We start from the raw sequence: 14,911 nt of genomic DNA on the forward strand, positions 1-14,911 counted from the left end.
AAGAATATGACATTTAGAAACGTACTTTTAGCTTCATTGCCTGTTGTAGCATTATTTTCGGTTTCTTGTTCTGACGATGATTCGATTCAAGAACCCGGATTTGATTATACCGTACCCTCAACGTATACATTTGAAAGAAACGGAACGTCAACAGTTGAATATGGTGGACAGACCAACAGGATTTTAATGTTGGATGCAATGGGGAATTATATCAAAAACCAGGCAGCCGCCGATGCTTCGGTAGATGTTGCAAAGTTGTATAATATGTATTCGAATAGTAATACACCTTTTGATGAAGCTTCTTTAAATGCAGCTACCGATAAACAGTTAAAAAATAAAACAGCTGCTTCGAGAGATTTCTTTGTGAATTTTCAAGGGGGAGGTTCAACGACTGAGCAAGTTTCGGTTCGTAATTTCTTTGAAACCCAATTGACAAACGCAGGCTCTGCAAGTGGAGGGGTTTTAGCTTCTGAAGGAGTTGCGGGTGTATATCAGGACGGTTCTTCCAAAAGATTGTTTGCTGCCGATGGTTTAGAGCCACAACAAGTACTTTTAAAAGGAATGATGGGAGCTTGTTTCTTAGATCAAGTTGTAAATAATTACCTGAGTACAGCGGTTCTTGATGAAGGAAGCAACCGGGATAATAATACCAACAAGGTGTTGGAAACAGGTAAGAACTATACGAAAATGGAGCATTTGTGGGATGAGGCTTACGGATATGTTTATGGTGCCGACGACCTAACCGCAGCTATTCCGGTATATAAATTCTGGAGCAGTTACATCAATCAGGTTGATGCGGATTCGGATTTCGGAACTCTGAAAGAAGATCTTGAATTGGCTTTCCGTAAAGGCAGAGCGGCTATTGTGGCCGGAGATTATGCGACCCGTGATGCACAAATAGCAATTATCAAACAAAAATTAGCGCTTGTTTCGGCTGTAAGAGCTGTATTTTATTTAAAAGAAGGGAAAGCAAAACTGGTTACGGATTCCGGAAAAAAAGCGTTCCATGCTTTATCGGAGGGATACGGTTTTATCATGAGTTTACGTTATACTAATAAACCTGCTACCAATGCACCTTATATGTCAAAAGCAGAAGTAGATGCGGTTTTAAGCGAATTGATGGGTGGTACTAACGGTTTGTATGATGTAGATTATTTGAATGTGCATATCGATGATTTGGCAGCGGATATTGCAACCCGTTTCGGATTTACTGTTGAACAGGCACAAACTGTTAATTAAGAATAAAAAAATAAAAGCAGAAGAGTCGACTTTTCTGCTTTTTTGTACCTTTGCAAAAAATTTTCAAGATGAAAAAAATACTTGTTTTATTATGTTTTTCGGTTTTTTTTGCTGCTTGTTCTTCCAGTGATAGTGGTTCTGATTCTTCAGGGGACGGTTATGACAGAACAGCGCTTTTAACCAATTGGGCAGATAATATTATTATTCCTTCTTTTGAAGATTATCAGTCGAAAGTAACTGTTCTTCAGTCGGAAGTTGTGAACTTTAATGCGACACCATCAGAAGAGAATTTAGTTGCAGTTAGGACGGCATGGTTAGATGCATACAAAGCATTCCAATACGTTTCCATGTTTGAAATAGGTAAGGCGGAAGAAGTGGCTTTGGTGAATTGCACAAACATTTATCCTACCAATGCCACGGGCATTGAAAATAATGTGACTACAGGAACTTACGACTTAATGCTATTGTCGCAATACGATAAACAAGGGTTTCCTGCAATCGATTACATGATTAACGGTTTGGGTACTGATGATGCAACAATTGTTACTTTTTATACCTCAAATGGGAATGCTGCCAATTACAAACAATATTTAACAGATTTGACCGGACGGCTTAAATCCAATGCGGATTTAATTGTGAATGACTGGACCGGTTCTTACAGAAATACGTTCATAAATAACAATGGTAATGCAGTGAGCAGTTCTGTAAATCGAATGGTCAATATTGTTGTTAAGAATTACGAGAAAAATATCCGTGCCGGAAAAGTTGGAATTCCTGCGGGAGTTTTTTCAACAGGAACCACCTATACCAATAAAGTGGAGGCATATTACAAAAATGATGTTTCAAAAGTATTGTTAAACGAGGCTGTAAAGGCAACTCAGGATTTTTTTAACGGAAAGCATTTTAGTTCTTCAATAAATGGAGAAGGGTTGAAGGCGTATCTAAATTATTTAAATGTAATTAAAGACGGACAATCACTAAGTACTATTATTAATAATCAGTTCACGACAATTTTTGGTGCCACTGCTTTGTTAAGTGATAGTTTTTCGGAACAGATTTTTAACGATAACAGTAAAATGATTACAGCATACGACGAATTGCAACGTAACGTTACTTTCTTTAAAACCGATATGATGCCTGCCTTAAACATTACGGTGGATTATGTAGATGCAGATGGTGATTAATCATGATTGAAGCTTTTAAAGACTATTTTAATAGAACAACAGAAACTGTAACGCTGGCTTTTTTTAGGCTGGCGTTTGGTTTAATGATGCTTTTCAGTATTGTCCGTTTTTTGAGTTACGGATGGGTGGAGAAGATGTACATTAAGCCACAATTCCATTTTACCTTTTACGGTTTTGAATGGGTTAGGCCTTTAGGGGATTTCACGTATGTGTTGTTTTTAATTTGTGGGCTTTCGGCGCTTATGGTTGCCATTGGGTACAAATACAGAATTGCAATTCTAGTGTTTTTCCTGAGTTTTACTTATATCGAACTGATGGATAAAACCACGTATCTGAATCATTATTACTTTATTTCACTGGTAAGTTTCATCATGATTTTTCTGCCGGCCAACGCGGCTTATTCTGTTGATGCCTATAGAAATAATGCATTCGCATTTCAGAGAGTACCGGCCTGGACGGTAGACGTATTAAAACTAATGTTGGGAATCGTGTATTTCTACGCCGGTTTAGCCAAATTGAATTCCGATTGGCTGGAGGCACAACCTTTAAAAATGTGGCTTCCCATGAGTGGCGGCATGCCTGTGGTAGGTAGTTTCCTCCGTGAAAATTGGATACATTATTTTTTTAGCTGGAGTGGCGCTTTATACGATTTAACGATTCCGTTTTTATTGTTATACAGAAAAACCCGTTTTTTTGGTTTTATATTGGTGGTAGTTTTTCATGTATTTACTAAAATGTTGTTTCCAATTGGCGTTTTCCCTTATGTGATGATTATCAGTACTCTGATTTTTTTTGAATCCGGTTTCCATTATAAAGTTTTACAGTGGCTTTTCTCCAAGCTGAAGTTAGATACTTCACGATTTGAAAACAATAAAGTGAAAATTCAAGGATTTAAGTATACCAACCAAATCAAGTTAGGGTTTCTTGCCTTTTTTATGATGTTGCAACTGTTAATTCCCTTTCGTTATTTACTTTATCCAGGAGAACTTTTCTGGACTGAAGAAGGTTTCCGTTTTTCCTGGAGGGTAATGCTCATGGAAAAATCAGGTTACACTCAGTTTAAAGTAATCGATGCTAAAACCAAGGAAGCCATTCATGTGGATAACAGTTTGTTTTTAAGTCCTTTCCAGGAGAAGCAAATGTCGTTTCAACCCGATTTTATATTGGAGTACGCTCATTATCTGCATGATTATTATAAAAACTTAGGATACAATGAGCCCGAAGTGTACGTGGAAAGCTATGTCGCACTAAACGGTCGTTTAAGCCAAAAATATATCGACCCCAACGTAAATCTTGCCAAAGAAAATGAATCATTCAAACACAAAACCTGGATACTTCCGTTTACCGATGAAATCAAAGGATTATAAATTTTTACTTATTTTATTACTATCATTTAATGCGTTTTCCCAATTCAAGTTTTCGGGAAGCGTTTCGGATAGTAACGGGAAGCACCTTTCTGGTGTGGAAATAATTAATACAGTAAGCGGTAAAAGCATTTTTACCGATAAATCCGGGAATTTTACCATGCAGTTTTCCGCTAAAGGCAATTATGTAGTTTTGTTTTTTGCTGAAAATTATGCCATGCAGGAGAAGCAAATTTTGGTATCGGGTAGCGAGACCTATTTAAGAGTCATCCTTGAGCCTTTAGGGCAAATGCTTTCGGAAGTAGTCATTAATCAGCAGCGAGAGAAAATTTCTGCCATCCGAAAATTAAAAGATATTGAGGAAACAGCTATCTATGCAGGCAAGAAAACCGAAGTGGTTCAGATAAATAAAATTACGGCCAATAAAGCCACAAACAACGCCAGACAGATTTTTTCGCAGGTGGTTGGGTTAACCATTAACGAAAGTAACGATGGTGGATTGCAACTTTCTATTGGTGGTCGTGGTTTAGATCCTAATCGTACGTCCAATTTCAATACCCGTCAAAATGGCTATGATATCAGTGCAGACGTTTTGGGGTATCCGGAAAGTTATTATGCAACCCCAACTGAAGCCTTAGAAGAGATTCAAGTTATACGTGGCGCAGCATCATTACAGTACGGAACACAATTCGGCGGAATGATCAACTTCAAACTGAAATCACCAAGTAAAAAAGAAATGGAGTTAACGCAGCGTTTAACAGGCGGTTCCTATGATTTATTTACCAGTTTTACCAGTTTAAGCGGAACTAAAGGGAAATTCAGCTATTATTCGTTTTACAATTATAAACAAGGAAATGGATTTCGGCCAAACTCCGAATTTGATGCCAAGAACTTTTTCGCTAATTTGAACTATCAGTTTACGGATCATACTTCGTTACATTTCGATTACACCCATTTCAGTTATTTAGTAAAGCAACCCGGCGGATTGACGGATTTTATGTTTTATCAGGATCCAACACAAAGCAACAGGAGCCGAAACTGGTTTGCCGTAGATTGGAATTTATTTTCCTTACGTTTAAAGCATAAATTTCAGCATAATGCCGATTTTTCATTGCAATTGTTTGGTTTGGATGCTTCCAGAAAAGCTTTGGGGTATCGTTCCAATCGTGTTTCAAACTCCGATACCCCGGGAACAGAACGCGATTTAATACTAGGTGATTTTATAAATTGGGGAGCCGAAGCGCGTTACCTGAAAAAATACAAATTCTTTTCTAGCTCTAATGCTTTTTTAATAGGGGCAAAATATTATCAATCCAACAACACGGGAATTCAAGGGCCGGGAAGCTCCGGGAATGAAGCTGATTTTGATTTGGCTACTGATGAGTTTCCGCTATATGCCACGCAATCATCTTATACTTTTCCGAATTTGAACGTAGCCGTTTTCGGAGAGAATATTTTCAGAGTCACGCCAAGTTTTTCAGTTACCCCGGGGTTTCGTTATGAGAGTATCAAAACACAGGCAAATGGTTATTTCAGAAAAATTAATCGAGATTTAGCGGGAAATGTAATTTTAGATGAAACGGAGTTTGAAAACAATGTTAAAGAGCGGAGTTTTTTTCTGTTTGGTTTAGGACTAAGTTACAAACCTTTAAATGGAATTGAAATTTATGGAAACGTATCTCAAAATTACCGTTCAGTAACGTTTAATGATATTCGTACAGCCAGTCCTAGTCAGGCCATTGATGAGAATATCTCCGACGAAAAAGGCTATTCTTCCGATCTTGGAGTACGCGGGATAATCGCAAACAAATTAACTTTTGATATTAGTGGTTTTGCATTGTATTATAATGACAAAATTGGAGAATATGAAGCCCCAAACCCTAACGGTACCGGTACTGTAGTGCGATTTCGCGATAACGTTGGGACAGCGTTAACCTACGGATTTGAATCAATGTTGGATTGGAATTTAGTCCGTACTTTTTTGAAAGGCAATGAGAATTTGGTTTGGAAAGTATTTACCAATGTATCCGTGACTGAATCAGAATATTTAAAATCACACGTTCCTAATGTGAAAGGAAACAAAGTCGAGTTCGTACCCTTTATAAATCTGAAATCCGGAATGGGCTTCGGTTATAAAAATTTCCTGAGTCAGTTTCAGTATACTTATGTTTCGTCACAATTTACGGAAGCGAAAAACCTTCCAACTGATTCTAATGACAACATTTATGGTATTTTTGGAAAAATTCCTTCCTATGCAGTGATGGATTTTTCAACTTCTTACAAATGTAAGCGATTTAAGTTAGAAGCCGGAGTTAACAACTTAACCAATAATTGGTATTTTACAAGAAGAGCAACAGGTTACCCAGGGCCTGGTATTATTCCGTCAGAACCAAGAGTGTTTTATACTACTTTGGAATTTGTTTTTTAAAGATAAGTTAAAACCATTTTCGAAAACCGGATAATTGTGTTATATTTGCATGCAATTCAACTACAAATTGCAACATGAAAGCACACACAGCTAAAATTATCGGAGAAGGGCTAACCTACGATGATGTTCTCTTAGTTCCCAATTATTCTGAAATACTTCCGCGCGAAGTCAGCATCAAAACGAAATTTTCAAAAAACATTACTTTAAACGTTCCAATTGTCTCAGCTGCAATGGATACCGTTACCGAAAGTTCTATGGCAATCGCTATGGCACAGGAGGGAGGAATTGGTGTTTTACATAAAAATATGACCATCGAACAACAGGCGGCCAAAGTACGCAAAGTAAAACGTGCCGAAAGCGGAATGATTATCGATCCGGTTACTTTACCGCTAACCGCTACTGTGGGAGATGCCAAACAAGCGATGCGTGAATTTGGTATCGGAGGAATTCCCGTTGTGGACGACAATTTGATTTTAAAAGGAATCGTTACCAATCGTGATTTGCGTTTCGAGAAAAACAATACCCGTGACATTACCGAAGTAATGACTTCCAAAAACCTGGTTACTGCGGGTGAAGGTACCACTTTGGCTACGGCCGAAGAAATTCTGCAGGAAAATAAAATCGAGAAACTACCGGTGGTTAATGCTGATAACAAATTAATCGGTTTAATCACTTTCAGAGATATCACTAAACTTACTCAAAAACCTAACGCCAACAAGGATAAATTCGGACGTTTGCGTGTAGCTGCCGCTTTAGGAGTAACGGCTGATGCAGTAGAAAGAGCAACCGCTTTGGTAAATGCCGGAGTAGACGCTGTAATCATTGACACGGCGCACGGACATACCAAAGGCGTGGTAGATGTTTTGAAACAAGTAAAAGCAAAATTCCCTGATTTGGATGTGGTAGTTGGAAACATTGCGACTCCGGAAGCAGCTTTATATTTAGCACAAAACGGTGCTGATGCCGTGAAAGTCGGAATCGGACCGGGTTCAATCTGTACGACTCGTGTGGTTGCCGGAGTTGGATTCCCTCAGTTTTCAGCGGTATTGGAAGTGGCCGCGGCTTTAAAAGGCACAGGCGTTCCGGTAATTGCGGATGGCGGAATCCGTTATACAGGTGACATTCCGAAAGCGATTGCAGCCGGTGCGGATTGTGTAATGTTAGGGTCGTTATTAGCAGGAACAATGGAATCTCCGGGTGAAACGATTATCTTCGAAGGAAGAAAATTCAAATCGTATCGCGGAATGGGTTCTGTGGAAGCCATGAAAGAAGGTTCTAAAGACCGTTATTTCCAAGATGTGGAAGACGATGTGAAGAAACTGGTTCCGGAAGGAATTGTGGGTCGTGTACCTTACAAAGGCGAATTGAACGAAAGCATGCTGCAGTTCATAGGCGGACTTCGTGCCGGTATGGGGTATTGCGGTGCCAAGGATATTCAAACCTTACAGGAAACCGGTCGCTTCGTAAGAATCACTGCCAGCGGAATCGGAGAAAGTCACCCTCACAATGTGACGATTACTAAAGAGGCTCCGAATTATTCAAGATAATTTAGTGTTCAGATAATAAAAAAAGGGATAAGTTTTTGACTTATCCCTTTTTTCTTATTCATAGTTGAAATTAACTCTTACTCAAACTGGCTAGTAATTTCTTATCGCCTACAACCCACAAAATGTCTCCTTGTTCCAATATCAGATGGGAATCGGGATTAAGCATACGTCGGCCTTCGCGTTCGATACCCACAACCAGCCCGTTGGTTTTTTCCCGAATTTGGGATTCTCGAATACTTTTTCCGATAAACGATTCGTTCTTCAGTTCCAAATGTTGCAAAACGATGTTCGATTCGGTTATTTTTTCAGCCGGATCTATTTCGTTCTGGTCCAGGAATTTTTTGAATTTCTTTACCTGGAAATCGGTCCCGATAACACAAATCTCGTCACCCGGAAACAAACGTTCGGTTCTGCTGGGCACATTTATCATAATTTCACCTCGTTTAATAAAGGCAATGTTAATTCCTATTTTTTCCCGCATTCTTAGCTCCTCCAGTGTCTTTCCGATAAGATTGGATGCGGCAACAATATCAAACGTAGCCATGTGACCGTCCCAAGGCGTCAGGTCTTTCCGTGTTTTTTGTTCTTTGGCTATTTCCCGATCATTGAGGTTACTTAAAAAGTGACGTTCAATACGATGGTATCGGGCATGCAATTGTTTCGGAAACAGGAAATAGGCAGTCAGGGCAATAATTAAGGCAACAAAAGCAATTCCGGGAGAAAAGAAATTATTCAGGATGAATCCGATGAAAAACAATCCGAGCGCCATTCGGAAAAAAATCAACAAGACAATAGGGCCACGGTGTTTCCGGTTTTCGAATAATTCACTGACTTCCTCTACGGCAATTCGTCTCAGTGAAAGCGCCCAAAGGAAAGGAGAAAGCAGTACCAATGTGATTAAGGCGGCAATACCATGACCAAACTTGGAACCTTCCACCAAAGGCAAAATGTATTTGGAAGAAAGCAGTACGATGGCCATTATGATAATGGAGTGAATCACAATCTGAAAAACATACGCTTTTAAGGCAACCTGCCAGGTACTGACGGTTTTGATGGCTTCGGTATTGGCACTGTAATTGGCAATGGCTCTGACCCATTTTCGGGGTAGTTTTTTTTCAAGGAAAACGGCCGTAGGAGTGCCTAATTTTACCATGTAAGGAGTTGTAAATGCGGTAATTGCAGAAACGGCTACTATGGTTGGGTATAAGAAATCGCTGGTCACTTTTAACGACATGCCTAAAGTGGCTATGATAAAGGAAAACTCGCCAATCTGTGATAAACTCATTCCGGCCTGTACTGATTGTTTTAGCGGTTGCCCCGATAATAGCGAACCAATAGAGGAACTGATCGACTGTCCAAAAATCACCACCACGGTTAAGATGGCTACCGGTGCGGCATGTTCAATTAAGGTGTCGGGGTTGATTAACATTCCCACCGATACAAAGAAAACCGCCCCGAATAAATCTTTTACGGGTTTTACCAAATGTTCAATATGTTCTGCCTGAGTGGTTTCGGCAATGATGGAACCCATAATGAATGCGCCCAGTGCAGGAGAAAAACCAACATTTGCGGCTAAAATAACCATAACCAGGCACAATGCTATGGAGATGATAAGAAGCATTTCGTCGGTAAGGAGGTCCTTGGCTTTTTTCAGTAAAGTAGGAATGAAGAAAATTCCGCCAATGAACCAAATCGTCAGGAAGAACGCCAATTTTAAAACCGATTGCAGCAATTCGCCTCCGGAAACCTGCTGACTTACCGCTACGGTTGATAGCAACACCATCATTAAAATCGCAACGATATCCTGAACAATAAGGGCGCCGATAACATTTCCGGCAAATTTCTGTGATTTCACCCCTAATTCTTCGAATGCTTTAAGGATGATGGTCGTGGAAGAGACGGATAGGATTACACCCAAAAAAATACTGTCCATTTTTTTCCAACCCATCAGTTGCCCGACCAAAAAACCCAATGCGACCATCGTGACAATTTGTGTCAGAGCCGTTATGGAAGCCGTTCCGCCCACTTTTACCAGTTTCTTAAAGCTGAATTCCAATCCGAGGCTGAACAGTAAAAAGATTACGCCGATTTCTGCCCAGACTTCCACGCTGTGGGTGTCTTTTACCGATGGAAAAAAATCGAAATGATTTCCCGCCAGAAACCCGGCAATCAGATACCCTAATACTAAGGGTTGTTTCAGTTTTCGGAAAATAAGCACCGCTATTCCTGCAGTCATAAGGATTAACCCCAAATCACTGATTAAGGGTTGCAAATGAGTGGTAGTGGCTGGTGCAGCAATGGTTAAAAACATAGGCGTGTAAAAAAATGAATGTTGAAAATGTACTAAGGCGTAAAATAGTAAAAAAAGCCCTGTTTTTCAAGTTTTAACGTCGAAAGCGGACTTTTTTAAGATGAATTTATGAAAAATAGACCGTTTTGGTTGAAACGGCTATTTTGATTAAGGGTGATTTACCACATCCGGGACCAGTTTTACTACATTGGAATCGAAAATTGAATTGCATAAAAAATCCGCAACCATTTTAAGTTGCGGATTTTTAGTTTTTTTAATACTTTGTTGTTACCGCAAAGTCGGGAAATTTTATTTTAACAGTTTATAAGAATTGAATTCTTAGTGTTTCAAAGTTGTTTATATTTTGACCAATAATTTTAAAAGGGATTTCAACCGTTTTAAATTTATCAAAATGAGTTAGATTCCAAAACTCAAAAGTATCATTTAAAGATTCAGATATTTTATTGAGCGTTTTATTGTTTTCAAGATTCTCAGAAATAATAGTAGTTTCGATTTTTTTCTCTTTTATATGAATTTTAAGGGTTCCTTCGATTATTAAGTTGCCTTTTATTCTTCCTTTTAGAATCTTATTAATAGGCTCATATATGTTTGTTGATTGTGTAGGGGTGCAATATGTTGAGGCTACTATCACATCTTGACCCTCATATTTCATGATGTTTTCTTTTCTGGCATTATCTTGATTGATAAAATGATAGCGTTTTGCCCCGCTTTCAAATGAATCAGAAACAGTCAGAGAGTCTTGACTTATTTTTTCAATTATATATCCTGAATCGGAAACTCTACTTGTTTTTGCAAGTTTACCTTTCATTGTGAAAGGAATAGGAGTTTGTGAAACTTCAACAGTCGGATCAATATTTATATAGAGATTATTTCCTTTAAAAGTAAATTTCAAATAATTATAATTAATGTTTTGTGAAGTTTTATCACTTTTCAAAGTAGTCTTATAAGCTACCCAAGAACCCTGAAGCATATTGGTGTAGTTCTGAGAAGAAACTTCCTGATTTGAAAAACAGGCGAGTAAAACAATAGATAAGGTTGTAAATAATTTCATTATATTCCTAAATAATTACTAGGTGTAATCTGCATCAACTCCGCTTTAATGGCATCCGAAACGTTTAAGGTACCGATGAAATTATGGATCGCTTCTTTGTTGATAACCGTGTTGGTTCTCGTTAATTCTTTTAATGCTTCGTAAGGGTTCGGATAGGCTTCACGACGTAAAATCGTTTGGATCGCTTCGGCAACTACCGCCCAGTTTCTTTCCAAATCTTCGGCGAATTTGTCTTCGTTTAAAAGCAGTTTGTTCAATCCTTTCAATGTAGCTTCAAAAGCGATTAAGGTGTGTCCCATCGGAACGCCTATGTTACGCAAAACCGTACTGTCCGTCAAATCACGTTGCAATCTGGATACCGGTAATTTCGCCGATAAATGTTCGAAAATCGCATTGGCAATCCCTAAGTTTCCTTCCGAATTTTCAAAATCAATCGGGTTTACTTTATGTGGCATCGCCGAAGAACCGATTTCTCCCGCTTTGATTTTCTGTTTGAAATAGTCCATGGAAACATACGTCCAGATATCTCTGTCCAAATCAATTAAGATGGTGTTGATGCGTTTCAAAGCATCGAAAAAGGCGGCGAAATGATCGTAATGTTCGATTTGTGTGGTTGGGAAGGAGTGGTGTAAGCCCAAAACGTCTTCTACAAACTCATTCCCGAATTTTCTCCAGTCGTTGTTTGGATAAGCCACAACATGTGCATTGTAATTTCCTGTTGCACCACCAAATTTAGCGGCAAACGGTACGTTGAACAACAAACGCATCTGCTCTTCCAAACGCTCTACGAAAACCTGAATTTCTTTGCCTAAACGGGTAGGGGAAGCGGGTTGTCCGTGGGTACGGGCCAGCATCGGGATGTCTTTCCATTCGATGCTTAATTCTTTCAGTTTGGCCACCACGCTGATTAGGCCCGGCAGGTACACTTTTTCGAACGCTTCTTTGGTAGAAAGCGGAATCGCTGTATTGTTAATGTCCTGTGAAGTTAGTCCGAAGTGGATGAACTCTTTGTATTGTTGCAATCCTAACTTGTCGAAAGCCGCTTTGATGAAATATTCCACCGCTTTCACATCGTGATTGGTTGTTTTTTCCGTTTCTTTTATCCAAAGGGCATCTTCCGTGGAGAAGTTCTCATACATCTTGCGCAATTCGGTGTATACGTTTTTATCCACACCTGAAAGTTGCGGTAACGGCAATTCACAAAGGGCGATGAAATATTCCACTTCCACCAAAACACGGTAGCGGATTAAAGCTTCTTCGGAAAAATATGGGGATAAGGAAACAGTTTTATTTCTATAACGACCGTCAATGGGTGAAATAGCGTTCAATTCAGTTAGTTGCATGGTTGTAAGTGTTGTTTTTGAAGGGGCAAAGATACTTTTTTAAGTTGAAGTTACAAAGTTAAAAAGAGATAAGGGAAAAGGGATAAGTTACGAGTTGAAAAGGCAAAAGGCAAAAGTTACGAGTTGAAAGACGAAAAGTTGAAAAACAGAGCGGTAGAGGCAAGAAGCAAGAGACAAGAAGTTATTTTGAGTAGATAAAATGTTTTTACTCAACAATGTATTCGAAACTTAGCTGTTAAATCTTGTTTCTTGGCTCTTGCATTTTTTTTTATCTCAATTTTCCTTTCACGAATTCCATTCCCTCACTCGCGGTCATTGACAGTACTTCCAATGGATTAGGTAAATCGTAAATCGTGGCCGGTCTTAAATCGATGTAATAGACCGGAATGTGTTGTTTGGCGTAATTCATCAGACCGGCGGCGGGATATACCTGTAATGATGTTCCGATGACGATGAGGTAATCGGCGGTTTCCACGATGTCGATGGCTTCGTCAATGGCGGGAACAGCTTCGCCAAACCAAACGATGTGCGGGCGGAGTTGGTTGCCGTGTTTATCGGTGTCGCCTAGGTTTAAATCGGTTTTCCAGTCGAGGATGTGGTTTTCATTGGCTATGCTTCGTACTTTTAACAATTCGCCGTGGAGGTGTAACACTTTAGTGCTTCCGGCGCGTTCATGTAAGTCGTCTACGTTTTGGGTGATAACGTGAATGTCGAACAGGTTTTCCAGTTCGGCGATGATTTCGTGTCCGCGGTTGGGATGTACCTCGAAAAGTTGTGCGCGGCGTTTGTTGTAGAAATCCAACACCAATTCCGGATTTTTGTTCCAGCCGATGGGGGAGGCGACTTCCATGATGTCATGACCTTCCCAAAGGCCGTCGGCATCGCGGAAGGTTTTGATCCCGCTTTCGGCACTCATTCCGGCACCGGAAAGGATTACGAGTTTCTTTTTCATTTTTTGATTGCCACGAATGCACGAATTATATTGTTGGTTAAGGTACAAAAATGGAAACTCTAATAGCCCCGATAGGAGGGTAACGGATAGCGGGAATAGGGACTGCTGATAAAGCCCAAACCTCCCGATAGCTATCGGGACGCTCCTAACTATTTACACTTTTCCTAACGTATACAATTGTTCCATGGTTGGTGTTGCGCTTCCGCCTTCCGGTTCCAAAGTGATTCCGAATGCTTCCGCTTCCGTAGTATTGTCCACTTTATACATTTTGGTTGTGGCTGCGGTGGCTTTTTCCAATAAACCGATGCTGGTTGGGGTTAACGGATCCAGTTTTAGTGCCCACACCTGATAGACCATTCCCTGTGGTGCTTCCGGTAAACCTTCGGCATCGATGTAAACGGTTTGTGTGGCTTTGTTCCAATATACTTTCGCAACGGCGGTTGGTGCTACGGGTTGGCCGCCAAGGGTGACTACCGTGTTGTTTTTATCGCGAATGATGTTTAAAACGGTTTGTGTGGCTTTGTTTTGGTCTTCCAGTGTTACGATTGTTTTTTGCATTTTATCGAATTCCGATTTGCTTTTCTCGATTTCCTCGTTGATCACACCGTTCATCTGATCGTTCATTTGCAGGTACATAAACGCTGCTCCCAAAAGAATAACCACGGAGGCAGCCCAACCCAGGTATTGCGACCAATTGGTTTTGGATTTCATGGCGATTACTTTAGGGTCATCACCAAGTAATTCGGCACGGATTTTATCATAGGTTTCCGCCGAAATGTTAGGGGAAACACTGTGTGAAAGATTGATCACTGCTTGCTCTATTGCTGCAATTTCAGTACGGATTGCAGGGTTGTCTGCGGCCATTTGCTGTACTTCAAGCTTTTCTTCTTCCGAAAGTTTTCCGAAAACATAAAGCTCTAAAATACCACTCTCTATATATTCTCTGCTGTTCATTATACTTTCAATAGGTTTCTTAATTCGTTGATGCAGTTTCTGTTTTGCGTTTTTACGGTGCCCAGCGGAATTTCGAGTTCATCCGAAGCTTCCTGTTGCGTGTAGCCTTTAAAAAACAACAAATCGATTAACTGGATGCATTTGGGTTTTAATTTTTTGACAAACTCCTGAATACCAATCGTGTCGATTTTATTGTTGATCTTCGAAGGGTCGTCAAGGATATGTACGAAATTATCAGACGATAAGTTTTTCTGGTTGTTGTTAAAGTTTTTGGAACGCAATTTATCGATAGCGGTGTTGCGGGCGATATTGAGAATCCAGGTGAAAAACCGACCTTTACTTTCGTTATAGGAATCGATGTTTTTCCAGATTTTTACGAATGTGTCCTGAAGTACGTCTTCTGCTTCCTCTTTGTCCCTGATAAGGTTGAAAATAACACCAAAAAGGCTTTTGGCATACATATCATACAAAAGGGTGAAAGCTTTGTCGTCTTTTTTATAAATTTGCGGCAATAGTTCTTCTTGTGTCATGCGTAGGA

11 protein-coding genes are annotated in these 14,911 nt (G+C 39.7%); 5 read left to right on the forward strand and 6 right to left on the reverse strand.

The window, feature by feature from the left end; genetic code table 11:
• Positions 1-6 precede the first annotated feature (6 nt).
• The 5 genes from BLQ05_RS10055 (at position 7) to guaB (ending at position 7,762) form a co-directional block, all read left to right on the forward strand.
• Positions 7-1,239: a DUF4856 domain-containing protein gene (locus tag BLQ05_RS10055; protein ID WP_023575750.1), complete on the forward strand. Its 1,233-nt coding sequence runs from the start codon at positions 7-9 to the stop codon at positions 1,237-1,239.
• 68 nt (positions 1,240-1,307) lie between these two features.
• Entirely contained in the window at positions 1,308-2,423 is a 1,116-nt protein-coding gene (locus BLQ05_RS10060; protein WP_023575751.1) for an imelysin family protein, read from the forward strand.
• Between the two features lie 2 nt (positions 2,424-2,425).
• Positions 2,426-3,790 carry an HTTM domain-containing protein gene (locus BLQ05_RS10065; protein ID WP_035654122.1) on the forward strand — a complete coding sequence of 455 codons (1,365 nt, stop codon included), beginning with the start codon at positions 2,426-2,428 and terminating at the stop codon, positions 3,788-3,790.
• Positions 3,729-6,215, forward strand: a complete 2,487-nt coding sequence (locus BLQ05_RS10070; RefSeq protein ID WP_316929277.1) for a TonB-dependent receptor — start codon at positions 3,729-3,731, stop codon at positions 6,213-6,215. Before BLQ05_RS10065 ends, BLQ05_RS10070 begins: the two co-directional genes overlap by 62 nt.
• 74 nt (positions 6,216-6,289) lie before the next feature.
• On the forward strand, positions 6,290-7,762 hold the full coding sequence (gene guaB / locus BLQ05_RS10075; RefSeq protein ID WP_023575753.1) for an IMP dehydrogenase: 1,473 nt from the start codon (positions 6,290-6,292) through the stop codon (positions 7,760-7,762).
• Between the two features lie 70 nt (positions 7,763-7,832).
• Here guaB and BLQ05_RS10080 read toward each other — a convergent pair whose 3' ends face one another.
• From BLQ05_RS10080 to BLQ05_RS10105, 6 genes are all read right to left on the reverse strand, one after another.
• Positions 7,833-10,073, reverse strand: coding sequence for a cation:proton antiporter domain-containing protein (locus tag BLQ05_RS10080; RefSeq protein WP_023575754.1), 2,241 nt, complete (start codon positions 10,071-10,073; stop codon positions 7,833-7,835).
• A 301-nt stretch (positions 10,074-10,374) separates the two neighbouring features.
• Positions 10,375-11,124, reverse strand: coding sequence for a hypothetical protein (locus BLQ05_RS10085; RefSeq protein ID WP_143000943.1), 750 nt, complete (start codon positions 11,122-11,124; stop codon positions 10,375-10,377).
• On the reverse strand, positions 11,124-12,467 hold the full coding sequence (gene purB / locus BLQ05_RS10090; protein WP_023575757.1) for an adenylosuccinate lyase: 1,344 nt from the start codon (positions 12,465-12,467) through the stop codon (positions 11,124-11,126). The genes BLQ05_RS10085 and purB overlap by 1 nt, the downstream gene beginning before the upstream one ends.
• Before the next feature lie 268 nt (positions 12,468-12,735).
• Complete coding sequence (locus BLQ05_RS10095; RefSeq protein WP_023575758.1) at positions 12,736-13,419, reverse strand: SIR2 family NAD-dependent protein deacylase; 684 nt, start codon at positions 13,417-13,419, stop codon at positions 12,736-12,738.
• A gap of 153 nt (positions 13,420-13,572) precedes the next feature.
• Positions 13,573-14,373, reverse strand: a complete 801-nt coding sequence (locus BLQ05_RS10100) for an anti-sigma factor (protein WP_035654124.1) — start codon at positions 14,371-14,373, stop codon at positions 13,573-13,575.
• A complete protein-coding gene (locus BLQ05_RS10105; protein ID WP_023575759.1) occupies positions 14,373-14,903 on the reverse strand; it encodes an RNA polymerase sigma factor in 531 nt (176 codons plus the stop codon). The genes BLQ05_RS10100 and BLQ05_RS10105 overlap by 1 nt, the downstream gene beginning before the upstream one ends.
• Positions 14,904-14,911: the final 8 nt, after the last annotated feature.

The sequence above is a fragment of the Flavobacterium saliperosum genome (genome assembly GCF_900100625.1).
Lineage (GTDB): Bacteria > Bacteroidota > Bacteroidia > Flavobacteriales > Flavobacteriaceae > Flavobacterium > Flavobacterium saliperosum.

Coding starts and splice junctions, on each gene's coding strand:
- BLQ05_RS10055 (WP_023575750.1), top strand. CDS start 7: ATGACATTTAGAAACGTACTTTTAGCTTCATTGCCTGTTGTAGCATTA.
- BLQ05_RS10060 (WP_023575751.1), top strand. CDS start 1,308: ATGAAAAAAATACTTGTTTTATTATGTTTTTCGGTTTTTTTTGCTGCT.
- BLQ05_RS10065 (WP_035654122.1), top strand. CDS start 2,426: ATGATTGAAGCTTTTAAAGACTATTTTAATAGAACAACAGAAACTGTA.
- BLQ05_RS10070 (WP_316929277.1), top strand. CDS start 3,729: ATGAATCATTCAAACACAAAACCTGGATACTTCCGTTTACCGATGAAA.
- guaB (WP_023575753.1), top strand. CDS start 6,290: ATGAAAGCACACACAGCTAAAATTATCGGAGAAGGGCTAACCTACGAT.
- BLQ05_RS10080 (WP_023575754.1), bottom strand. CDS start 10,073: ATGTTTTTAACCATTGCTGCACCAGCCACTACCACTCATTTGCAACCC.
- BLQ05_RS10085 (WP_143000943.1), bottom strand. CDS start 11,124: ATGAAATTATTTACAACCTTATCTATTGTTTTACTCGCCTGTTTTTCA.
- purB (WP_023575757.1), bottom strand. CDS start 12,467: ATGCAACTAACTGAATTGAACGCTATTTCACCCATTGACGGTCGTTAT.
- BLQ05_RS10095 (WP_023575758.1), bottom strand. CDS start 13,419: ATGAAAAAGAAACTCGTAATCCTTTCCGGTGCCGGAATGAGTGCCGAA.
- BLQ05_RS10100 (WP_035654124.1), bottom strand. CDS start 14,373: ATGAACAGCAGAGAATATATAGAGAGTGGTATTTTAGAGCTTTATGTT.
- BLQ05_RS10105 (WP_023575759.1), bottom strand. CDS start 14,903: ATGACACAAGAAGAACTATTGCCGCAAATTTATAAAAAAGACGACAAA.